This is a genomic window from Ruminococcus sp. RTP21484sp1_RTP21281st1_A8_RTP21281_210402 (assembly GCF_040914025.1).
GTDB classification, from domain to species: Bacteria; Bacillota; Clostridia; order Lachnospirales; family Lachnospiraceae; genus Blautia_A; species Blautia_A faecis.
Genome location: NZ_JBCPGE010000043.1, coordinates 1 through 24,201, shown reverse-complemented (window position 1 = coordinate 24,201; position 24,201 = coordinate 1). Strand labels below are relative to the sequence as shown.

Annotated in this window: 20 protein-coding genes; all 20 read left to right on the top strand. The window is 44.3% G+C overall.

Translation table 11 applies throughout. The features are described 5' to 3' along the window. The first annotated feature begins 209 nt into the window (after positions 1 to 209). On the top strand, positions 210 to 731 hold the full coding sequence (locus AB5170_RS17330; RefSeq protein WP_173717057.1) for a DUF4430 domain-containing protein: 522 nt from the start codon (positions 210 to 212) through the stop codon (positions 729 to 731). Between the two features lie 507 nt (positions 732 to 1,238). Next, complete coding sequence (locus AB5170_RS17325) at positions 1,239 to 2,117, top strand: leucine-rich repeat domain-containing protein (protein WP_148462983.1); 879 nt, start codon at positions 1,239 to 1,241, stop codon at positions 2,115 to 2,117. Next, positions 2,092 to 3,153, top strand: coding sequence for an energy-coupling factor transporter transmembrane component T (locus AB5170_RS17320; RefSeq protein ID WP_226815134.1), 1,062 nt, complete (start codon positions 2,092 to 2,094; stop codon positions 3,151 to 3,153). The genes AB5170_RS17325 and AB5170_RS17320 overlap by 26 nt, the downstream gene beginning before the upstream one ends. Beyond that, positions 3,150 to 4,937 carry an ABC transporter ATP-binding protein gene (locus AB5170_RS17315; protein ID WP_173717058.1) on the top strand — a complete coding sequence of 596 codons (1,788 nt, stop codon included), beginning with the start codon at positions 3,150 to 3,152 and terminating at the stop codon, positions 4,935 to 4,937. The genes AB5170_RS17320 and AB5170_RS17315 overlap by 4 nt, the downstream gene beginning before the upstream one ends. Continuing rightward, on the top strand, positions 4,916 to 5,824 hold the full coding sequence (locus AB5170_RS17310; RefSeq protein WP_202030782.1) for an ECF transporter S component: 909 nt from the start codon (positions 4,916 to 4,918) through the stop codon (positions 5,822 to 5,824). Before AB5170_RS17315 ends, AB5170_RS17310 begins: the two co-directional genes overlap by 22 nt. A gap of 50 nt (positions 5,825 to 5,874) precedes the next feature. After that, positions 5,875 to 6,852 carry a prenyltransferase/squalene oxidase repeat-containing protein gene (locus AB5170_RS17305; RefSeq protein WP_173717059.1) on the top strand — a complete coding sequence of 326 codons (978 nt, stop codon included), beginning with the start codon at positions 5,875 to 5,877 and terminating at the stop codon, positions 6,850 to 6,852. A 52-nt stretch (positions 6,853 to 6,904) separates the two neighbouring features. Then, a complete protein-coding gene (locus tag AB5170_RS17300) occupies positions 6,905 to 7,843 on the top strand; it encodes a MoxR family ATPase (RefSeq protein WP_173717060.1) in 939 nt (312 codons plus the stop codon). Further along, positions 7,840 to 9,006 (top strand): DUF58 domain-containing protein, encoded by a 1,167-nt coding sequence (locus AB5170_RS17295; protein ID WP_173717061.1) that lies wholly within the window; start codon positions 7,840 to 7,842, stop codon positions 9,004 to 9,006. Before AB5170_RS17300 ends, AB5170_RS17295 begins: the two co-directional genes overlap by 4 nt. Beyond that, on the top strand, positions 8,931 to 11,264 hold the full coding sequence (locus AB5170_RS17290; RefSeq protein ID WP_173772406.1) for a transglutaminase family protein: 2,334 nt from the start codon (positions 8,931 to 8,933) through the stop codon (positions 11,262 to 11,264). The genes AB5170_RS17295 and AB5170_RS17290 overlap by 76 nt, the downstream gene beginning before the upstream one ends. A gap of 18 nt (positions 11,265 to 11,282) precedes the next feature. Then, positions 11,283 to 12,680 carry a DUF4430 domain-containing protein gene (locus AB5170_RS17285; protein ID WP_173717063.1) on the top strand — a complete coding sequence of 466 codons (1,398 nt, stop codon included), beginning with the start codon at positions 11,283 to 11,285 and terminating at the stop codon, positions 12,678 to 12,680. Then, on the top strand, positions 12,681 to 14,525 hold the full coding sequence (locus AB5170_RS17280; RefSeq protein ID WP_148462990.1) for a hypothetical protein: 1,845 nt from the start codon (positions 12,681 to 12,683) through the stop codon (positions 14,523 to 14,525). Positions 14,526 to 14,549: 24 nt separating this feature from the next. Beyond that, a complete protein-coding gene (locus AB5170_RS17275) occupies positions 14,550 to 18,524 on the top strand; it encodes a cadherin-like beta sandwich domain-containing protein (protein ID WP_368361907.1) in 3,975 nt (1,324 codons plus the stop codon). A gap of 93 nt (positions 18,525 to 18,617) precedes the next feature. Then, positions 18,618 to 19,361: a sugar phosphate isomerase/epimerase gene (locus AB5170_RS17270; protein WP_148462992.1), complete on the top strand. Its 744-nt coding sequence runs from the start codon at positions 18,618 to 18,620 to the stop codon at positions 19,359 to 19,361. Positions 19,362 to 19,521: 160 nt separating this feature from the next. Then, a complete protein-coding gene (locus tag AB5170_RS17265) occupies positions 19,522 to 19,935 on the top strand; it encodes a hypothetical protein (RefSeq protein WP_148462993.1) in 414 nt (137 codons plus the stop codon). Positions 19,936 to 20,429: 494 nt separating this feature from the next. Beyond that, positions 20,430 to 20,696 (top strand): hypothetical protein, encoded by a 267-nt coding sequence (locus AB5170_RS17260; RefSeq protein WP_179962572.1) that lies wholly within the window; start codon positions 20,430 to 20,432, stop codon positions 20,694 to 20,696. Beyond that, positions 20,686 to 21,093: a hypothetical protein gene (locus AB5170_RS17255; RefSeq protein WP_148462995.1), complete on the top strand. Its 408-nt coding sequence runs from the start codon at positions 20,686 to 20,688 to the stop codon at positions 21,091 to 21,093. Before AB5170_RS17260 ends, AB5170_RS17255 begins: the two co-directional genes overlap by 11 nt. A gap of 18 nt (positions 21,094 to 21,111) precedes the next feature. Next, positions 21,112 to 21,807, top strand: a complete 696-nt coding sequence (locus AB5170_RS17250) for a Cas9 inhibitor AcrIIA9 family protein (RefSeq protein ID WP_148462996.1) — start codon at positions 21,112 to 21,114, stop codon at positions 21,805 to 21,807. 2 nt (positions 21,808 to 21,809) lie between these two features. Beyond that, positions 21,810 to 22,337, top strand: coding sequence for a hypothetical protein (locus AB5170_RS17245; RefSeq protein ID WP_148462997.1), 528 nt, complete (start codon positions 21,810 to 21,812; stop codon positions 22,335 to 22,337). A 53-nt stretch (positions 22,338 to 22,390) separates the two neighbouring features. Next, positions 22,391 to 23,383: a DUF5688 family protein gene (locus tag AB5170_RS17240; protein WP_173735565.1), complete on the top strand. Its 993-nt coding sequence runs from the start codon at positions 22,391 to 22,393 to the stop codon at positions 23,381 to 23,383. Positions 23,384 to 23,468: 85 nt separating this feature from the next. After that, the coding region (locus AB5170_RS17235) for a DUF5688 family protein (RefSeq protein WP_368365116.1) at positions 23,469 to 24,201 on the top strand (733 nt) is incomplete at its 3' end.

The following is a 24,201-nucleotide window of genomic DNA, read 5'->3' as shown; positions in this document are numbered from 1 at the left end:
ATGAAAAGAAGCCGCCTTACTCACGACTGAAGTCACGAGCATGCGGCGGCTGATTAGTCAAATAAATTCAACAAGCAGCAGTAGAAGATATATTCTGAATGCGGATTCATCCCGTCTCTAAGCGCAATACAGGCGGTGGGTGAGTTCACATGTCTTCTACTGTTGCAATATAAAGGTAAAGAAAATGGGCAGGATAAATTAAAAGAATTATGAATTACGATATAAAAATAAGGAAAAGATTTGCTATAATCTTTTGTTGTTTTCTCCTTTTCTGCAGCAATTTTGCTATTGGCTGTGGAACTGATAAAAATTCCGGGGAACCGGCTGCATGTACCATATCTATTGATTGTCGAACTGTGCTTGACAACATGGACGAGCTGAAGGAAACAAAAAAAGAATTTATTCCAAATGACGGCTGGATTCTTTCATCGACAAGCGTGAAATTTACAACAGGTGAAACTGTGTTTGATATTTTAAAGGACATTTGTGAAAAGAATAGAATACAAATTTCTTCCAGATACACGCCTTTGTATAACAACTATTATGTTGAAGGAATCAATCAGCTCTATGAATTCGACTGTGGCAAAAAGTCAGGGTGGATGTATAGTGTAAATGGAGTGTTTCCAAATTATGGAGCGTCTTCATATAAACCTAAGGATGGAGATAAGATTGAATGGGTGTATACCTGCAATCTCGGAGACGATGTAGGAAATCATTACGAAGAAAAATGATTTAGCAAATACACTTTTCTCGTAAAATAAGATCCAGCTGTTTGTTCTCTTTTAAGAGTTGACAGCTGGACTTTTTTCATATGTCTCAAAAAAGGCAACAATGTATATGCTCTATATTGCACGATGGAAATGCCTGTTGTTGACAGTTATTGGCAAAACTGTTATAATTTTCTAATTGATAGTGGTAGAATAATATCAATTTGACAAAAATTCTAAAAAGCATCTTATTAAACGCGGACATATACATTTATAAATGTATTAAAAGATTGTTTTTTGGGAAAGAAAGGCAAAAACAGAATAACCAGGCGTGGTTCGGTTTATAAGACCGATTTAAGGAAATCCGGTGTGATTCCGGAACTTCTTTTCCCTGTATAAAACGTTAGCCTTTAGTGAAAGACTGTGCGGAAACGTTTTGAGTCAGCATATCCAACACGTTGTATAGAGGTCAGAGGCTCATGTGTACAATGAGGCTCTGTTTTTGTTGCCTAAAAACAAAAGGAGAAAGAAATGATTTTATACCCAGAAGAAACCAGTTGGAATACACTGCGCTTTGATAAACGAAATTATACCATACAAAAGGCTAAAGAGCAGCAAAAAGAAATAATAAAAAAAATCCCAGAACAATATGTTTTTATTGATGATAGATGCTTTAAGAATGCCGGCAGAATAAAAGAAGTAATCCTTTCGCCTCAATGTAAAATAATTGGAAAACAGGCTTTTGAAAGCTGTCAGTTTCGAAAAGGAATTGATTTTCCCGCTACTCTTATAGAAATTAAGAAAAGAGCATTTGCAGAAAATCATAGTTTAAGACAGGCTATTTTTCCACCTTCCGTGAAACGCATAGGGGCACAATGTTACCGGGAATGTAATAATCTAAGAGTTGCAAAATTTGAGAAAAATAGTAATTGCACAGTAATTCAAGAAGGAGTTTTTGATTCATGTGTTAAGTTAAATGATGTTGTTCTTCCAGAAAAGACGAAGGAAATTGGAAGATGTGCCTTTTATAGGTGCAAAGAATTGAAAAAAATCACTTTTCCAAATACGCTCAGAAAAATAGGGGATGAAGCTTTTTACTTTTGCGGATTTGAAGAACTTCACCTTCCTGATAAGCTTGAAGAAATAGGAGACAGTGCATTCTTTCGGTGTAACAGTTTAAAATATGTCTTTATCCCTAAAAGTGTGAAGTCAATTGGCAGGTGGGTATTTCATGGCTGCAGCAAATTGGAATATCTGGAAATTCATCATGATCCAGAATATATAGGTCCTTGGATTGTCAATAAAAGTTGCACGATCCGATGTTATAAGGGTAGCAAAATGGACCATTATTGTGATGAATTCGAATTAAAGAGGGAGTATATCAGTGCCAAAAGCATTATTGATAAATGAAAAAGAATTTAAAATCGATCATTCTGCGGAGAATTTCATGATCGATACATTTTCTCTATATCATCCATTTATAAATTTTTTCTATTTTTGCGTGGTGTTGCTTTTTTCGATGTTTAATCAGCACCCGGTCTTTCTTGGAATATCTTACGCAGGAGCTTTTTCATATGCTGTGCTTTTAAATGGCTGGAAAAAAACAGCCAAGCAGAGTTTCCTTTTTACCCTACCTTGTTTGACTATTATAGCGCTTATGAACCCTCTTTTTAATCATTATGGAGTCACTATGCTCTATTATGTAGAAAGCAGCGGAAATTGGATCACACTTGAATCACTTGTATATGGTATCGTTCTTGGAGCGGTAATGTTCGTTGTCATTCAGTGGTTTTCTTGTTATAACAAGATCATGACAACAGACAAATTTGTTTATTTATTTGGAAAACTGATTCCTGCACTTTCACTTATTTTATCAATGGCTTTACGATTTGTTCCGAGTTTTTTGGGACAACTCAAATTTATCCGAAATGGACAAAAAGCCATGGGAAAAGACATTTCCGAAGGAAAGCTTTTAGACCGGATCCATGCAGGACTAAATATGTTATCCATACTTATTACATGGGCACTAGAAAACGCCATAGAAACTTCTGATTCTATGAGAAGCAGGGGATATGGATTAAAAGGAAGAACTGCTTTTTCTATTTATCATTTTACACGGAAAGATAAGTATGTCTTTGGAATTATGATCGGTTTATTTACAGTATTCACAGGAGGCTGTATGCGGGGAGCCTCTTATGCTACTTATGATCCTCGAATTATTCTTGCTGGTTTTTCGATAAATGGATATGAGGCCCCAGTAGTTGCTTCTAAAGCGTGGACGATACTTACTTATGTAAGTTTTGGCATCTTTTGTTTTCTTCCAATAATAATCGATGTAATAGAAAGCGTCAGCTTTTCACACAGTCGAAGGAAAAGTGCTGTGAATCTTGAAATGACTTACAAAAAAATCTATGAAACTCTGGAAGAGAAAGGAACTGTTTTATGAATCTTGTAGAAGTGAAGGATTTCAGCTTTTCATACCCGGAATGTTCGCACAAGGTTCTGGAACATGTAAATCTGAAAATAAAAGAAGGAACCTTAAATGTGATCTGCGGCAGAAGCGGCTGTGGGAAAAGTACGCTGCTGCGTCAGCTGAAGACGGTACTGGCACCGTCTGGAAATACAAGCGGGCAGATCCTTTACAGGGGTGTTTCCCTGAAAGACACCGATCACAGGACACAGAGCCAGGAAATCGGTTTTGTCATGCAGAATCCGGACAACCAGATCGTGACGGACAAAGTATGGCATGAACTTGCCTTTGGCCTGGAAAGCCTGGGCTGTGACAATGCCACCATCCGTCTTCGGGTTGCAGAGATGGCAAGCTATTTTGGAATCCAGCAATGGTTTTACAAAAATGTAACAGAATTATCAGGCGGGCAGAAGCAGCTGCTTAATCTGGCAGCGGTGATGGCTATGCACCCGTCTTTATTGATCCTGGACGAACCGACTTCCCAGCTGGATCCTATTGCAGCTTCGGATTTTCTGGAAACAGTCAAGAAAATAAACCGGGATATTGGAACCACAGTCCTGCTGACGGAGCACCGGCTTCAGGATATTATCCCCTATGCAGACCGCATTTTTGTGATGGATGAAGGCGGCGTATTTCTGGAGGGAACTCCAAGGGAGATCGGGACAGCCCTTGGCAGGGAAAAACACGGTATGTTTCTTTCCATGCCGGTTCCCATGCAGATTTATGTGGAGACCAGGAGCCGTCTTACCTGTCCCCTTACCGTAAGCCAGGGAAGACAATGGATCCGGGATTACATAGAAGAAAAAGGAATTACCAGAGAGCAGATCCAACAGGCAAACCAAAGGCTTGCCGGATTCACTCATGCCCAAGATAATAAATTTCCCGGCGAAGCAGCCGGATCCGAAGGAAAAGGGATTTTTGCAGGCTTGAAATCGAAAAACAATACACCAGGACCAGCCATCCAGATGAAGGGGGTATGGTTCCGTTATGAAAAGGATAGTCCCGACGTAGTAAGAGACTTATCCTTAGAAGTAAAAAAGGGAGAATTCTACGCCCTTGTAGGCGGAAACGGAACAGGAAAGAGTACTACGTTGTCTCTTCTTAGCCGTGTCCATCAGCCCTATAAAGGAAGAATTTATTTGGAGGGGAAAGACCTCCGCTCCTTTAAGGATAATCAGCTGTACTGCGGATATCTTGGGGTAATGCCCCAGAATCCCCAGAGCATTTTCCTGAAAAAGACAGTACTGGAAGACCTGTATTCCGTGATCGGCGGAAAGAAAGAGAAGCCATCCAAAGAGTACAGTCTTTCCATGAAAAAGGAAAAAGCCATTGAAGGGATCGTAAGCCTTACCCATTTAGATGGACTGCTTGACCGTCATCCCTATGATTTAAGCGGCGGGGAACAGCAGCGGCTTGCCCTTGCAAAAGTGCTTCTCCTTCGTCCGAAGATCCTTCTTATGGATGAGCCTACCAAGGGAATGGACGCGGAATACAAAGAAGAGCTTGGCGGGATACTGAAGAAACTGCAGTCTCATGGAATGACCATTTTCATGATCTCCCATGATGTGGAATTTGTAGCAGAATATGCGGATACGACAGGTCTTTTCTTTGAAGGAAATATTGTGACAAGTAAAAAGACAAGAGACTTTTTCGCTGGAAATAATTTCTATACCACTGCGGCAAACCGTATGGCAAGAGGGCTGTTTCCAGAGGCAGTTACCGGAAAGGATGTGGTGTCATGCTTGACGAATCCCAGTTAGATGAATTCCTGAATGAATTCTTTGGGGAAGAAGAACCAGCTTCGGATGTCACCCGTTTAAAGAACTCTGGAAAACCAAATCCTTTCCGTCGAAATGAAGTTCCTTCTGAAGAACTGGAAGAATACACCCTTCCGACTGACGGAATGATTATCCGCCAGATGGAGCGCCAGGGAAAGGTAAGCCGCCGCACCTGGTTTGCATTCGCGGTCATGCTGATCGTGGTACCAATCCTTCTATTCTTCTCCGTGAAGATATGGGGAGGGCGGAAATACCTGCTCTGTAGCCTGATCGTAGTAGTGGCTGCCATGCTTCCCTTTTTTATGATGTTTGAGGGCAGAAAGCCAAAGGCCAGGGAAATCATGGTGATTTCCGTATTAGCTGCCATTGGCGTAGCAGGACGTGCCGCCTTTTTCATGGTGCCAAGCTTCAAACCTGTGGCTGCTATTGTGATCCTAACCGGGATTTCCTTTGGCGGGGAGGCTGGATTTTTAGTTGGCAGTCTTACCATGCTGATCTCCAACATGTTTATGGGGCAGGGTCCCTGGACACCCTGGCAGATGCTTGCTTTTGGCATGATTGGATTTCTGGCAGGGATCCTGTACCAGAAGGGGATTTTAAAAGCCAGGAAGTTCGATCTTTGTATCTACGGATTTTTAAGTGTCTTTTTAATTTATGGCGGCATTATGAACCCTGCCAGTGTCCTCATGTCCTACGGGTACATTACAAAAAGCAGCCTGATCGCTTATTACATTTCAGGTGCTCCGGTGGATCTGGTACATGCAGCTTCCACCGTGATTTTCCTGTGGCTGCTTAGCCGCCCGCTTCTGGAAAAGCTGGAGCGGATCAAGGTGAAATATGGTCTGATACAAGAATCAGAGAACCGATAATAGAAAATAGATGTAAGTGGAATTTGATTAAAAAAAAGGAGAAACGAAAAATGTTAAATCCCAAAAAGAAAAGGAAGGAATGCTATTTTGCCGGAATCCTGGCGGCGGCTGCTGCCATCAGCCTGTTATCCGGCTGCTGTGGCGGTACTCCGTCCTTAGAGGAAGCATTAAAGAAAACGGCTTCCTATGAACAGACAAGTATTCCCTCCCCGGCTTCTGATTCCCTCGGCGGTGAGTGGACGGTGATCGCACTGGCACGCTCCGGGGAAGAGGCAGAGGACGGCTATTACGAAAAATACAGGGCAAACTTAGAAAAGCGTGTCAAGGAGCAGGAAGGGGTATTAAGTGAAAACCGCTATACTGAGTATGCAAGGGCTGTCCTGGCTTGTAAGGCCATCGGGATCGATCCTTCCGATATTGGCGGGTATGACCTTGGAAAGCCTTTAGATGATTTTGAGGCTGTTACGGCACAGGGATTAAATGGAGCCGTGTATGCCCTTCTTGCCTTAAATGCGGACCGCTTGGAGATAGATGGGGAGCTGGAACAAAAGTATCTGACCTACATAGTGAAACAGGAAAAGCCATCCGGCGGATTTTCCTTAGATGACAGCTCCGATACCGCAGATGTGGATCTGACTGCCATGACCTTACAGTGCTTAGAGCCCTATGCCACAGAGGAAGAAATCAGTGCCATCATTGACCGTGGCGTGGAATTTTTAGCGGATGCACAGGCAGAGGATGGCGGCTATGAGGCGTATGGGGATAAAAGCTCCGAGTCCATTTCCCAGGTAATCCTTGCGCTTAGCACGTATGGAATCGACTGCAATAAAGATGAACGTTTCCAGAAAAAGGAAAAAGGGCTTTACGACAACCTGATGGAGTATTATAAAAAAGATGGAAGCTTTTCACATTTATTAGACGGGGACAGCGATCCCATGGCTACCGACCAGGCGTTTTGTGCAATGGCGGCATACAGCCGGTTTTTAAATGGCAAAACCAGTTTTTATGATATGAGTGATACCAATTGACACAAAAGAAAAAGAACCTGGATCAGCCAGTAAAAAGGGCAGGAGGAAAGAAATGGCAGATAAGATCAGACAGCTTCAGAAGGAGCTTGGAACCATTATAAAAGGAAAAAAAGAAGTTACGGATAAGATCATCATGGCAGTGCTGGCAAGAGGACATGTGCTTCTGGAAGACGTTCCAGGCGTTGGAAAGACGACCACAGCCCTGGCACTTTGCCGCCTTATGGGAATGGATTTTAACCGGATCCAGTTTACGCCGGATGTAGTCCCTTCTGATGTAACCGGATTTACCATGTACGAAAAACAGACAGGCAAATTCATTTACCGCCCAGGTGCGGTGATGTGCAATATGCTCCTTGCGGACGAGATCAACCGTACCTCCAGCAAAACCCAGGCAGCCCTTCTGGAAGTTATGGAAGAAGGAAAAGTAACCGTGGATAACGAGACACATCCCGTTCCCCAGCCCTTTGTAGTCATTGCTACAGAGAACCCTACCGGATCTTCTGGAACCCAGATGCTGCCGGAATCCCAGTTGGACCGATTTATGATAAGCCTTTCCATGGGCTATCCGGATCACGAAAACCTGGTAGAGCTGCTTCGGGACCGGCAGACCACAAATCCGCTGGAGAAAGCAACAGCGGTTATTACCAAAGAAGAAGTTGTTATGCTTCAGGATCAGGTACAAAAAGTATATATGGCAGATTCCATCTTGAACTATATTGCAACCCTTGCAGAGGCAACCAGAAACCATCCTATGATTACACTTGGTCTTAGCCCCCGTGGAACCCTGGCTTTATGCCGTATGACAAAGGCGGCTGCGTTCATGGAAGAACGGGATTACGTGATCCCGGAAGATGTAAAAAGAGTATTCACAGATGTAACCGCACACCGCATGATCCTGGATTCCAGAGCCAGATATCAGGAGCAGAGTGCGAAGGACATTTTAGAAGAGATTTTAAAGGATACAGAGGCACCGAAGGTAGAGGGAGAATGAAAAACAGGATTTTACTACTTATATGGTTCATACTGCTTGCCCTGGCTGCCATTTTTACTGGAGCCTGGGTATATGCCGTCCTGTTGCTTTTATCCGCGCTTGCAGTAGTGGCTTTTTTGCTGCTTGGTTTCTTTTGCGGAAAAAAGGTCACCATGAAGCTAAAACTCCCAAAAGCAGCGGAACAGGATGGAATCTGGAAAGGAAAGCTTCAGATCGTAAATGACTCTGTCCTTCCGGTATTTTTAGGAAAAGGCAGCCTGCATTTGGAAAATCATTTTACTGGGGAGCAGATGGAGCTTCCATTTTCATTTTCCCTTAAAGGAAGAGGAAAAAAAGCCATTGACTTCCAGGGAAAAAGCCAGTGGTGCGGCTGTATTTACGCCACCTTACACTCCTGGCGCTCCTATGATTTCTTTGGTCTGGCAGGGCAAAAGAGGAAGGCGGGGCTGTCCGCCTGTACGGTGGTGATGCCCTGTGAGCAAAAGGAAGATTTTCGGTTTCTCACAAAAGAGGGCTTTGACATGGAGAGCTTCCGCTATTCGGGAGCCCGTCCTGGGGATGATCCGGGGGAGACCTTTGATATCCGGGAATACCAGGAGGGGGACAGCATTCGTCAGATCCACTGGAAGCTGACGGGTAAGTTAGATAAAATGATGATCCGCCAGAGAAGCTTCCCGGTGGATGATACGGTCCTGATCCTGGCAGAGCCATATTTAAAGGAAAAAGCCCCAGCCGTAGCACAGACGCTTGGTGAAGTGTTTGCCGCAGTTTTAAATAGCTTTATGGAACAGGGCATTTCCTGCCAGGCAGGCGTTTTTGACCAGAGTACCGGACATTTTTACATTGAAAAAATACGCACCCGCGAGGATTATGAAAATATTCTCTATTTATTCCTCCGTCACACAGGGGAGGGGGAAAAGCCCTGTACCATCACAGAATATCTTCACACTTCGGGACAGCAAAGATTTGCAAATTATATTTATATTACGGGCGCACCAGAGGAAGAAGATCTTAGAAGTCTTCGAACCCGGGGCGAGGTAACCGTTGTAGGCTGTGGAATCGCAGCGGATAAAGGAGAAACCATCACATGGAAGTATGGATCACAAGACAAGAAGAAAAACATAGAAGATACCTGCCCGGTATCCTGCTGGAAAGTGTCCTGATTTTTCTGGTAAATGGCGTTGGAACCTTTGCGCTTTTTCATACCCTGATTCCGTCTGTGAATGGGATTCCTTTTTTGATGAGCGTCGCTGTCACCGCCCTTCTCTGTGGCTTTCTTTTGGGGCTTCGGGAACATTTGGTTGCTGCGGTCTTCTCTTTAAGCGCAGCTTCTGGAATCTGCCTGACCGTTTTTTCAGGTGCGCTCTTAAATGGATTCCTTTCACTTTGGAACCAGCTTGCAGATGTTCTTGGGAAAAAAGCAGGGATTTACCTTACCATTTACCAGATAAAGGAATCTGGGAATGCAAATGGAGAGCTGGCAGTTCTTATTTTCCTTGGCATTGTATGTGGGTTGCTTGGCTTCTTAATTCTGAAGCTTCGGCTGTATGTGCTGCTCCTTCTTTTTGCAGCAGTACTTCCGGTGGTTCTGACAAAAACAGGCTTGCTTCCAGATACCAGGCTTTGTCTTGGCTTTTACGCCGGAATCCTGTTAGAATTAAACTATATGACCAAAAACAAAGGGGGAAAATCCGGTACCGCTTTTGACGTGTCCGCTTTTTGTGCAGGGGCACTTGGGCTTCTTCTGGTTTCCGCTGCCGGAGGAGGATTCCTTCAAAATCTGGTGCCCAAGAACGATTACCAGGATTCTAAGCTTGTGGCAAGTGCCAAAGAAGAGGCATTAAATGGACTTTTAAGGCTTCGTTATAAAGGACAGAAAGCCAATTCCCTCCCGGATGGAAATTTAAAGCAGATGGGATCCTGGAGTGCGTCTTCTGATACTGCACTGGAGGTGACCATGGAGCAGCCGTCTTCTTTGTACCTGCGCGGTTTTGTGGGAAGTGTTTACGACGGTTCCTCCTGGGAGAGCATTTCCACGGAAAAGGCTTATGAAGAAAAAGACTTGTTTTACTGGCTTCATAAGGATGGCTTCTATGGGGAAGACCAGCTTCAGAATGCAAGAAATCTGATCCAGGACGATTCCCTTTCCAGTGAGAAGGGAATCATCTCCATAAAGAATAAAATTGCAAGCAGTAAATACCTCTATACCCCTTATGAACTTACGGACCTTCCGGAGGGCTATACTGGCGAAAATGCCCAGGCAGACAGTACCCTGAACGCCAGAGGATTGTTTGGAAAAAGAACCTATCGCTTTTCCTCCCTTGGAAATCTGGTCAGTGATTTTACCACACTTGGGGCAAAAGTCTATCAGACATTGACTGCTGGCAACAGTACCAGGGATGGCAGCACAGATGCCGTCAGTTCCTACCGAAGCCAGGAGAGCTATTACAATACCTTCGTTTATCAGGAAGATACCGCTCTTCCAGCTTCTTTAAAAACTCTATTTCAAACAGAGCTTGGAGATGGCGGAAACCGTGACGAGGGACACACGGATTATTATACAGCCATCATTAGGATCCGTTCCTATCTGGAAAAGAACATGACCTACAGCTCCCAGACCGATGTATTTTCAGAAGAGGGGGATTTTACCGAGAATTTCTTAACCACCTCCAAGATCGGACACAGTGTTCATTTTGCGACAGCAGCGGCTCTTATGTTCCGCTATTATGGCATTCCTGCCCGCTACGTGGAGGGGTATTTAATTACGCCGCAGGATATAGAGGGAAAACAGGCAGGGGACACCATCAAGATCCCAGGCACCAACGGACATGCCTGGACGGAGATCTATGTGGACGGGCTTGGCTGGATCCCTCTTGAAATGACACCTTCCTATTACGGTGTCATGGAGGAAGCCAACTTAAAAACCGGTCTGGAAGCAAAAGGAAAACTGGCTGCTTCAATCCCAGAGACAGAATCACAGCCCCCAGTGGAAGAGGACATCCGTACCAATTTCAGCCTAAAGCTGGCATTGTTTGGAATTGAGAAATTCCTTCTTCTGTTTTTGATCGTATTTGATACATTTATGTTCCTTTTTATCCTGGCTGTGGTATTTTTAAGAGCATTTACAAACCGAAAGAGAAGGAAGTGCTTTGCCTCCCAGGACGCCAAACTGGCAGTCCGGGCCATGGCTGGTTATGCCAGGGTGTTATATGAGCATGGCGCACAGTATTCAGATGAGACCACATTACTCTATGAAGAAGTAACAAAGATTGGACAAAAGGCAGCGTTTAGCCCCCATCCGGTATCGGCCTCCGAGCGGCACGATACAGCAAGCTGTATCCGTCACTTAAAAAAGGAATTAAAAGCATCTGCAAACTGGTATGACAGATGGATTATGAAATATATTGAAAGACTTTATTGACAGGAAAGGAGGCTGTTTATGAAAGAAAAAAAGAAGAAAAGAAAAATATTGGCAGCGCTTATTCCTGTGCTAATATTTCTTCTAGCGGTTGCCCTTTTGGCTCAGGGTGTATTAAAAAGTGAGCCAGAGGCGGTGCCAAACCCGGTGCAGGGAATCAGTGCAGACAGCTCCTTAAAAGGGTATCTGGGAACTGGTTTTGCCTATGCAGGATCCAAGACAGACGGAAACGGCGAGGAAGCGCTAGAGCAGCAGGAACAGGCCCAGCTTCTTCCAGAAGAGACACCGACTCCTACGGTTACGCCGGAACCGACAAAGGAACCGGTCCCCCAGACGGTGACACCAACGCCTAAGCCGGAGGAAAGCGTAACGCCCACACCCCAGGCGACTGTGACGGAAACGCCAGAAAATAATAACAATACAAACCAAAATCAAGAGAATCAAAGTAATACGATTGAATATGATAACCAGGATGATCCGGACGATTCTGAACAGCCATCAGAAACCCCAGATGCGGATGATAACCGGAACCAGGACGGGGCACAGACTCCAAACGAGGATCTGCCGCCTGTTACCCCGGCACCGGAAGAGCCGCAGATCACTGCGACACCTGCCCCTACGGAAAGTCCAGAGGAACCGGTAGAAGATAACTACCCGAAGATTGCCACGGATCTTACCGATGGGGAGACGGTTAATGCCTCTTACCGAACCTTTTATATTCAGGCAACCGACCATTATGGAAATAGCTTGGGCGCAGCTGCTCTTACGGTAACTGGAAATGGGGAACGGCTTTCCTGCCAGGGAGAACCGGCTGCCGGAGTCCTGGCATATCGCCTGGAGTTGGCAGAAGGTGCCAACACCATAGAAATCAAGGCGACAGACGAAGAGGGCTATGCCACTACCTTACCTCCCTTTACCCTGTATAAGGGAGAAGACGCAGGTCCACAGGTGGCAGGCTCTATCACCATCAGCATTGAAGCGGGTACGGTAGGGCTTGGAACCATCCTTCCAGCAACATCTATTGACTATTACCAGGGAGAACAGTTATCCTCTGTTCTGCTGCGGCTTTTGCAGAACACAGGTTTTGACTGGAGAAACAATGGGGATGCCACCAGCGGCTTTTACTTAAAAGCAATCGGAAGGGGAGGCATTTCCGCAAATGCGGCTATTCCGGATGACCTGATGGCACATTTGCAGGAAGTAAACTGTCAGTTATCCGATCACGATTCCAACTGGCTTGGAGAGTTTGATTTTACCATGGACTCTGGCTGGCTGTATTCCGTGAACGGTGAATACATGAGTGTTGGAATGTCTTCCTATTTCCCGGCGGACGGGGATGAGGTAAGACTTCGATTTTCCCTTTATTCCGGTGCCGACGTAGGTGGCGGAGTAAACGGCGAGACATGGGGGGATTGGTAAATGAAAAAAAGATTGGTAATGGGAACCCTAACGGCAGCTCTGATTGCCGGAAGTGTCCCTTATGAGATATATGCACAGCAAGAAGAAGTGGTGATACAAAGCGAAGAAGAGGGGCAGGAAGAGCCTTCGGAACCGGAACAGCCAGAGCCTGCTCCGAGCGAAGAACCACAGCCGACCATGGAGCCAGAACCCACACAGGCACCGGAACCGACCGTAGAGCCAGAGCCTACACAGGCACCAGCTCCTACCGAAACTCCAGAAGAACCGACAGCAACGCCGGTTCCGGAGCCGACCACAGCACCAACACAGACACCAGCTCCCACCGAGACTCCACAACCGACCGTTACGCCAACCCCGGCATTGGTGAGCGTGGGATTAAAAGTTGAGCCGGGGGATGCCAGTGTGGTGATCCTGGATGCAGAGGGAAACCCGGTTTCCGCAGAAGAAAATGGACGGTATTCTCTTTTACAGGGACAGGCGTATGAACTCTATGTCCGAAAAGAAGGGTACCAGGAATTCTACCAGAAGATCACGGCAGATCCTGCGGTGACGGAATATACCATCACCCTTCTTAGCAGCAACACAGCCTTAAAGGGACTGTATGTTTCCAGCTCCGACAAGTACGGAAAAGGAATTTTAAAATTAAGCCCGGATCTGGCTCCGGACAAGGAAAAATTTGAAGCCTCCTATGATGGTGAACGCCAGAGCCTGAATATCTGGCCAGAAGTGGAGGATGAAAAAGCTTCTGTCAAGGTTTATGCCATCAGTGGCATCAAGGCAGGAACAGTAGAAAAAGATGAGACCATTACGGGAAACAAGGATAATAAAGACCGCTCTTACTGGAAAATCTTTTTTGCAGATCAGGAAAAAGAGGCAAAGGTCCGTCTGGAGGTAAAAGCCGAGGATGGAACAACCAGAGACTATTATATTACTCTGAAACTTACCGATACGACAGCTCCGGTACTAAAAAAAATCAGTGCCAGCCGTATTTCCACAGATACTGCATCCGCTGTCTATAAGACCTCTGAAAAGGGAACCTGTTATTACCAGGTGATTGAGGCAGGGGCAAAGGTACCTTCCTTGGATACAGGTGGGGAAGGAACAGAAGTATTAGCCGGAACCAATACCATTACCTTGACTGGATTATCCTCCGGGGAAAAAGATCTGGTGATCGTGGTAAAGGATGCAGCTGGGAACGTAAGTGATTCTTTAGTCATGCGGATCCCGGATATAAAAATAGCCGGTACCCCTGGAAACCTGGTGCATGGCTCCGACCATGGCGGAAATAAGTCCCAGGCGGCTATCCCAGGACAAAGCGGCCAGGGCTCCTTATCTAATCTAAAACTGGTGGAGGGATCCAAAGCAGGCGGTAAAGAGGGCGAGAAAACCACTAGGGAGATCAAGGCATCCTTAAAGCTCCAGGGGGAGAAACAGACTTCTTTGTTTGGAAATATCAAGACAGCTGATACCCAAAAGATAGAATCCCCGAAGTGGACAGAGCGGACTAGGAAAAAATATGCAAAAGATTTAAAGCCTGGCTATACCATAGCAGGGGAGAAGGTGATGGAAAAAGTCGCTCCTTCTCCAGTGGTGGAAGAAAAAAGTGAGGCGTCAGACCGTTTTACCGAAGAAACCAAAACCACAGTTACAAATACAACTGGAAAGAACCAGGCTCAGGAGGAATCTTTTGCGGGAAGTGTAACAAGAGGAATCAAAAAAGCAAGTCTTGCAACAAAATTTCTTCTGGTGATTGCAGTATTGGAAACTGGTTTTGCCGTCTTTTTTGTAACGGCGAAGAAACGGTTTAAAAAGAGAAACAATAAAAAGCCAAAAATAACGGCGTAAGCAAAGAAAAGAAGGGAGAACAGAATGAAACCAACAATGAAAAAATGGTTGACCGGACTTTTGTCTGTAGCTCTGTTAGCTGGAAACCTTCCGGTGTATGCGGTAAACACGGCTTATGCCGCAGAAGAGGATGGATTTTTTACAGACGAGGCAGGGTCTTTTGAAGGCAGTTTAGAAGAACCTGAAGAAAACCCAGATGGCGGACAAAGTGAGGATTCATTTGCAAGTGTTTCTGAATTTACCGGGTTTACCTCCGGGGAAGCAGAAGAGGACTTTTCAGGGGAAGAGGATTTTGTGGCACCGGATTCCCAGGATGGGTTTGAAGGCGAAGCGGATCCCACGACTCTTTTGGAATCCGATATGCAGGATGAGGGCGGCTACCTTCAGAACCTGACTTTATACACCAGTCAGAGCGGAGTATCCACCGTAGCCCTGAAGCGTTCTGCCGACCTTGACGCAGAGTTTGGCGGCAAGGTTTATGTAGCAGAGTATGGTTCCAACATGGATTCCGCATCTTTTTGGATCACAGCAGATCTGGCTGGAAATGCGCCAGATGGTTCCGCCATTCAGTTGGAAACCACCGGGCTGGATGGACAGAAACAGAACCTGGAATTATCCACAAGCGCCTATAAAGACGGGACACGTTACAACGTGAGTGCCTCTGTCTTTTCCTCAGGAGGGAATGGCTCAAAAAGAGCACTTTATACCATTACCGCAGGAACAGAAGGTGACAAACAGGTTTACCAGATCCTGGTAGAACGCCGTCTTGACCTTTCCGATCTCAAGGCCTACCTGCCGGACGACAAAGACCTGGCAAAAAATATCCTTCCCAAATTTGATACCACAGGAACTACAAGGGACTACGAGACAACGGTAGTGGTTTCGACTGCTTCTTTACAGGTGGTTCCAAAGGCATTTTCCGGTAACTGGTATCAGCTTGCCATTTCCAGTGAAAATGTAACCACAGGCGAAGTAAAAGAGGTTCCGTTTTCTTCTACAGATACGGCTGTGAGCGTTCCACTGGCAGACACCGGTGATACCAAAGTGACACTCTCCATGTCAGAGGCAAACACCTATGCGGATCCTGCCCTGGCAGAAAAGACTTATACCTCCACAGGAACCTACACCATCCTGGTGCATAAAAGCACAAGTGACAAAGTAAGTTTCCAGGTAACCCCGGAGGATGCGGTCATCAGCGTATATGACAAGGATGGGGAGCGCCTTACCCCTTCCGCCGATTCCTTGATGGTTTATGAGAATATCCTCCAGGGAGAAGCTTATACCTGGAACATCTCCAAGTATGGCTATATTTCTAAACAGGGCAGCTTTACCGGCGGCGAGGTTAGCGATATTACCGCAGAACTGGTAAAACAGGATGCCACACAGCCGGAGATCACGGATAACGACTGGATCAATTTCCAAAATAGTGATACGAACAACGGCATTACCGGAAGCAGTACCCCGACCAGTGCGGATTCCACCCTGTTAAAATGGAACACAAGGATCGGAGTGGGCTGGGAGGCTGCCATCACACCACCACTGATCCTGGGCGGAGCAGTTTATGTAGCGTCTGGACAGTTTATCTATAAGCTGGATAAAAACACAGGGGAAATCCTTCAGACCAGCGAACAGCTCTCTGGAAACATGCAGTATGCCATGATTCCTCTTACCTATGCAGAGGGAATGCTGTTTGCACAGATCGGAGGCGGTCAGATTCAGGCAGTCAGTGCCACTTCCTTAAAGTCTTTATGGATCAGTGAGTCCCTGGGTGGTCAGACACTTTCCCCGATCACGTATAAGGATGGATATATTTACACGGGAACCTGGAACTCCGAGACTACAGCAGGCTCTTATTTCTGTCTGTCTGTTACAGACGAGGATCCATCCACAGGAATAGAAATTAAACACTGCACCTGGAAATACAACCATAAGGGCGGCTTTTACTGGGCTGGTTCCTATGCCTCATCCGATTACCTGGTATTTGGTTCCGACGACGGTTCTTCAGAAGGAACAGATACCAATTCCGCCATTTTATATTCTGTGAACACTCACACCGGACTGCTCCTGGACAAGATGACAAGCCATGGGGATATCCGTTCCACTATTGTTTATAACAATGGTTATGTATATTTCACCACCAAAGGCGGGTATCTGTACCGTGTGCAGATGAATGCAGACGGCACCTTTGGAAGCACCAGCAGCTATAACCTTGGCGGCATGGCAACCGCTTCCCCGGTTGTTTATAAGGGAAGGATCTATGTAGGTGTCTGCGGAAACGGTGGCCAGTTCAATTCCGATGGTGGTCACCATTTTGCAGTCTTAAATGAAACCGCTTCCGGGATTTCCCTGGCATACAACGTATCCATTCCAGGCTATCCCCAGGCAGCGCCTCTTCTGTCCACGGCCTACGAAAACCAGGATTATAATGGAGATGGACAGACAGATGGAAGAGTCTATCTGTACTTTACCTACAATGCAAAACCAGGCGGTATTTATATGTTATCCGATGAACCGGGACAGACTTCCGGAACAGCCGTAGAGCTTTTCCGTCCGGCAAGTGACCAGCAGGAATACTGTATCAGTACCATCTGTGCAGACCGGGAAGGCACCCTTTATTACAAAAATGATTCCAATTACCTGATGGCTCTGGAAACCAACGGGGCATATTTAAACAGCGTGACAGCCACGGCAGATACTGGAAAAGTAACCTGGCCTTCTGCCTTCCGAAAGGATACCTTAAAATATAACTTAACGGTAGCGGAGAATGCCAGCAAGGTAACCTTTGCTTTGAAAGCACCGGAAGGCTGTACCATAACCGTAAATGGACAGGCGTATGCAGGAAGCTTTGTGGCGGATGTAAGCAGCGGCTCCACAGATATAAAGGTAACCGTAAGCGGCCAGGGAAAGAGCCGGGAATATACCTTCCACATTTCCCAGGATATTTCTACGCCGGTTTTGGCGAACATGACGCTTAGCACCAGCAATACCTACTCCAATACGGCAAACCGGATTTCATTGTCCCCGGAATTTAGCAGCGCGACAACCAGCTACCGGGCAATCTATAAAGAGAGCAGGGAGTTTTTAAATATCTTTGCAGAACCGGCAGACAGCAGCGCATCCGTCACCGCTGTGGGAATCCGCGGTACCAGCAGGGTAACGGTACTTGGAAAAGTAACTGGAAGTGGCGCAGCACACAGAATTGCCATGTATTTTGATAAGACCAATCCAGAGGCGGAAGCAGAGGTAAAAGTTACCGTAACCACAAAGTCTGGAAAGACAACGGATTATACGATTGTGGTACAGCGTACTGATACTCCATCCCCGACACCAACTGTAACTCCGGTTCCAGCTACCCCGACACCCGTTCCGCCGACTCCGACACCAACGGAAGTCCCGGAGGTATTTGGCCCCTGGACAACCGTATCGGGGGCAACCGTATTTGCCCCGGAAACCCAGAAGCGCACCAGCAACAAGGGAAAAACGGAAACCCGTACAGTGGGAAGTAAACTTACCCCCACCATCAAGGTAACGGCCTCTAGCATTAAGCTGAAGGTAAAACAGTCTACCACAAAAGTGAAGGTAACCGGTCTGGCAAATGGGGATTCCATCAAGAGCTGGACTACCAGCAATAAAAAGATCGTAAAAGTGACCAGCAAAGGTACCATAAAAGGCTTAAAGGCTGGAAAAGCAAAAGTCACCATCACCCTGGCGAGCGGTAAAAAACAGGTGATTAATGTGACTGTTCAAAAGACGGCGGTGAAGACAACCAAGATCACAGGCATTGCGTCTAAGGCAACCTTGAAAAAAGGCAAGAAGCTGACCTTAAAGCCAGTCATCAGCCCGATCACCTCCCTGCAGAAGGTAACCTATACCACTTCCAATAAGAAGGTGGCAACCGTTACCGCAAAAGGTGTGATCACTGCAAAGAAAAAAGGAACTGCCACCATTACGGTAAAATCAGGTTCCAAATCGAAAAAAATTAAGATCAAAGTAAAATAAAAAGTGGAACAGGCAGCAAGGCCTTGCGGGGCTTCTGCCTGTTCTGCCATTTAAAAGAGGCAGGAGCAGCTTCGTAAAAAAGTGAGGAAAAAAATGATATATATTAGCCATTTAGTTTTAGATGATGACATGAAAGCATTGGTAAAAGAGTACGGAACCGGGATCGAAAGCATTGATTTTTCCATTTCGGATAACCTGGATCAGCTTTCGGATTCAATCAAAACGTACTGGCAGAAGATGAAAGAGATAGGGACCAGGGATCTGATTCTTCATGGCCCATTTCTGGATGTGAACCCCTGTGCATACGACAGCCTAGTGCGGGAAGCCACCATGACAAGATTCAACCAGTGCTATGAGGCGGGGCTTCAACTTGGAGCTAAGAAGATTGTCTTTCACTCTGGCATGAACCCGTATGTTTATTACAAAGAATACTGGGCGGAGCATGTCGCCAAATTCTGGAAGGAATTTATGAAAAACAAAACAGAACTTGAAGTCGTGCTGGAAAATGTATTTGATGATGACTGGCGACTTCTTTTGGATGTTTATAAGAAGGTGAACCAGCCGAACTTCAAGCTGTGTCTGGATATCGGGCACGCGCACTGTTATTCTTCTTTGGATGTCAGGGAGTGGGCGAAAAACCTGGCTCGCTATGTAAGTCATGTCCACATCCATGACAACTGCGGCGACCGGGATTCCCACATTGGGCTTGGAAGCGGAAACCTTCCCTGGGAGAAAGTGCTTAGTTATCTGCCGGAGACAAAAGAACGCACCTGGACCATTGAATGCATGCAAAAAGAGGATATAAAAAGATGCCTTGACAGACTGACAGCAAAATAAGGATTTACAAAATATAAAAAAATGTTACAATAGTTCAACTGGCAAATTAATTTACCAAAATCTGTTTCTCTATTTTGGCAATGTTTTCCAGATGTTTTTTTTACGAAATTTACAGTATAATAATAGTAGGAAAAGAATGATAAGTAAGGAGGCTGATACTATGGCAATGCCACAGAAAATAAGTCGTGGAACATTAATTTCCCAGGGAAAAGAAAGAGCATTCTTTAGTAAGCTTAATGAAAATCGACTTACGAGGGATTCTTTTAATGATTGTCAGTATTATCGAAACAATATTAATAAGAAAACATTAGCCGAATTAAATGCCCTAATGGATAGTGAAAAAACAACTTTAGAACATGTAGAATTAAATGAGGCGGATCTTTCAGATGAAATAATCCAGGAATTCGATTGCGGAAATGATGATATGAATGAATATCTGTATGATTATGCCAGGGATGATTCTGTTTATGGGCGTGGTGTGACCTATGTGCTGGTTGCAGATGACAGAAAACGTATTTATGCTTATGCAACATTAAAAACGCACTCCCTTTATTATTATGAAGAGGAAAAGTGATAGAGGACTGCTATGTTATGGAGAACCTGATGCTTGGATTTGGAAAATGTTAGATAACGCATAACAAACGCATAAACACAATATACGGAAATGCAACATTGACACGCACTATATATTGTGTTATCCTATAATTGAATTATCGTTTATGCATAGCACCCTATGCAGAAGAAGTTTAGTCCTGGCAAAATACCGGGAGCAATCATTTGAGACAATAGATCTGAGAAATATAGAAAGACATCAAAAAACTGGAATGGATTTTTGGTGTCTTTTTTTGTTGTCAAAAATTCAGAATCTAGGCAAAGGGAGCAAATACAAAAGGAAGGAGAAGAGGGATAATTCGAAAAAAATAGAAGTATGTCGGATGAGAAACATGGAACAGGAAAAGAAAGGAGGACATGCATAAATGGAAAATGCCGGGAACCGAAAAATGTTAGAACTATAAAGAAGGTGAGGGCATAAGAAATGAAGAGTATGCAGGCTATTATTGCCTGGTAATGGCAATTGTCTGCGGACTAAATGCAGCGGAGGCCTGGAAGATCTATCAGTATGGACCGGATCATCCGTTAAGTAAAAAAATTCTGAAGCATAAGATTAGGGATTCCTCCCTGAAAAAGCTGAAGAAAAAAGAGCAGGAAAAAATGATGAAAAAGCTGTTTCTGGAAGGATACAGTAAAAATGCAATTGCAGAAGCGTTTGAATGCTTACCGGAAACCGTAACAGCAAGAATCAAAAGAGCAGAGGAGGATATGAATGGAACATAGAAATATAAATACAGTTGGAACGATATTTAATGACTTTTTAGGCTTGTACACAGGAGAAAGACCTGTTGGGATCCATGAGCTGATCCAAAAATATGACAGGCATCCGGTTCTGATGGGATTGTTGTCTAATGTGGATTCTGTTATTTATGTGGATGTTAAAAAGGCTATGTATGAGATCTATCCATTTTACAAGAAATACAGACATCGTGCATTGGATGATAGTGTGTGGAAAGACATTGTTGAGAGTGCGGAGGCCCTTGAAAAGAAGTGGAATGGAAACCTTTGGGTACGCCGGGTAATGCTGAATCTGGTGAATGAGCTTGACAAGGAATCCCAGGAAATGCAAAGAGAGGCAGCTGGAGGAAATGTGGAAAATCATGCATCCAAAGCGGCATAATGACGGGAGGAACTTTATATGCTGGAAAAATTGGCGAAAAGCATAGAGGAAGTAAATGTCCTGGCAGAACATTACCGGACCTGTCAAAATGTAGCGGCAATTGAAAGCCTTGCAAAAGAATGTTTCATATCCAAAGAGGACACAGATGCTTTTATAGCGGGAAAAAGGAAGTTTCTGCTGAAGGTTTTGCTGACCCGGCAATCCGGTTCAGTAACCGAAAAACTGACAGAAGAAATGCTTCTTTTGCAGGATTCAGGGTATGCGACCGTGCTTGGCACGTATCTTTTAGACCTTGCCAGAAAAGATCCGGTTATGAAAGATGTGATCCTCCAGCCCCATAAGACGCTGAGACACTGTCTCGAGTATGTCCATGAAAAAGCATATGAGACGGCGCTGGAAAAGGCAAAAAAAGAGGGAAAAACTGGTGTGGGGCAAAATGCTGGTATAGCGATTGGCTCTACAGAGGTATTTGCCTGGGTAATAGACTATTACCTGTTGGACGACCGTAAAGACATGGAGAAAAAAGCACAGGAAGAAATAGATACAATAAAGAAAGCCTGGAAAAGAGCGGAATCAATCAGGACATTGTCAGCAAAATCAAAAGATGCAGATACGAAGAAAGATGTTTCGGAAGATGCAAAGGTGGCAGCAAAGCCAGCAGCGCAAAAGAAAGAAGAACCGGAGCAGCTTTCTTTATTTAATTTAGGAGCCTGAATATGATTGCATACAAAGGGTTTGAAAAAAATTTAAGTTGCAGGGGTTATCAATTTAAACGATATGGGATCAATGAGACAACGGAAGCAAATTGCAGACAGAATGGATTCCATTGTGCGGAAAATCCACTGGATTGTCTTGTTCACTATCCGAATTGGAGGAACTCTAGGTATTTTGTAGTGAAAGCATTTGGAGATCTGGATGAAGATGACAGGGATACGAAAATTTCATGCACCAAGATAGAACTGATAAAAGAATTGGATTTTCCAACACTTTTACTACGGGGAGCAGCGTATATGGCAATACATCCGGACCGCCCATGGTGCAGCCTGGTTTGTAAAGAAACAGGTGTGGGCAATAATGGATTTGTAATTGTACGCGGCAAACAACCAAAAGCAAAAGGAAGGAAAAATGATCTTCTTATTCTTGTCCAGGAAGAACCTGACAGCAATGAGATTATATATGTAAACCAGCTCTGTGTGGATGGCACAAGATATAAGGAAAATCAATGGTACGGAATTGCAGATTGAAAGTTGAATGCTGGATCAGCGGTCATAGAGAAGCCGCAGAAAGGATTATTACGATGAAGTTAGGATATTTGGAATTTGTTGAGGTATTAAGAAAACAGCTTTTGAATGCTTTGAACTTACAGGAACAGCAAATATTTTTTAAAAAGAAAGCCATAGATAATAAGGATCGCTTATTTGTGGAGGCATTTGAAAATTCAAGTGGAAAACAACTGTGCGGTATTGACGTGAAAGATTTATATGAGCGTTGTATGGAAGGGAGTTCGATGGAGTCAATTTTATATTCTGTACAGGAGGAAATCGAGAAACTAAAAATGGTTAGCATGTTAGAGGGCAAGATGACTCCTGACAGTTATCAAAAAATCAAAAAATACCTTTTTGTAAAACCTCTTAACAAGAAAGAGCATTCGCTTGAGATGGAAGATGCCGTGCATGAGGATGTTGGCGATATCGCTTGTGTCCTGTATATGATGCTTAGTAACACGAACGGGTATTTTACAGACATAAAGATAAAAAATCAGCATTTGGAACAATGGGAAATGACAAAAGAGGCTGTTATGGAAGAGGCACTTAAAAATACCTGCCAGATGGCACCCCCTCTCATTTGTACTAATGATGAGAACAAGTGGGGAGGATCCTTTATGGAGAATGGAGCATTCTGCTTATCGAAAAGTGATAAAGTTATGGGGGTTCGACTTTCCACAAATACAAAAGAATATGGAGCGATTTCCGTATTTTACCCTGGTGTCCTTCAAAGACTGGCACAGCTTATGGGAAGTGATTTGTACATTTTATTTACAAGTGGGAATGAAAGTACAATTTACAGTGCAAATGAGAGTAATTTAGAAGATATTAAGACTGAACTCAATGAAATGGTGATTGAGTATAGGAATGCTATGGTGTTTAAGTGTAGGAATGGTATGGTGTTTGAAGAAAAATTATTGTCAGAAGAACTCTACTACTATAGCAGAATCGAAGATAAGATTTCTGTATATATGGAAAAAGTAAAGGTTAACTTTACTACGGTTAATTTAAAGGAAGTGCACTGATTATTAGAAAAGGTAGATAAGGCTGCGTAATAATTAAGTGGTAAGCAGTATCTGTATAATCCTAACGAAAGGAAATGAAAAAATTATGAGTGAAATTTTAAGTTATGAGAAGTTTGTCGAAAACTTAAGAGCGTATCTGTTAGATGCTTTAAATCTGCAAGAAGAGCGAATTTATTTTAAAGTAAAAGATGAAGCGGGAATGACTCCAGAGGGAGACCGCTTATTTGTTGAGTGCAATGTAAGCCCAGAAGGTAAAGAAGTGTGTGGAATCCATACGGAAGAGTTATATGAGGATTATCTGGATGGTATTTCCATAAAAAGAATTGGAGATACTGTTACAGATGAAATCCTGAAATTAAAAGATGCAGGGTTTTTCAAAAAAGTACAGGATGTAAATAATTATCCCAAAGTAAAGGGAGACCTGTTTATACGGCTTTTAAACAAAAAGAAACATGAAAAGGCACTGGAAAATGCCGTGTATAAAGAAGTGGATGGCATAGCCTGTGTTTTGTATATGAAAGTTGGACAGAGGGATGGATGTATCTCCAGCATGAAAATCCACAAATCCAGTCTGGCAGACTGGGGAATGGATGAGGACGAAGCTTACGAGAATGCTTTGTCGAATACATATTCCCTTAGTCCCCCAAGAATTTATAAGTGGGAACGACTGCTTTTTAATCCTGCTTATGAGGGCGAAGACTTTATGGACATGAATTATGAAGAAAATATTGTGGAAAGAAATGCTGGTAGCTGTCTTTCTACAAGTATTCGTACCAATGGGGCTGTGGCTGTTTTTCTGCCGGATGTGGCACAAAGGA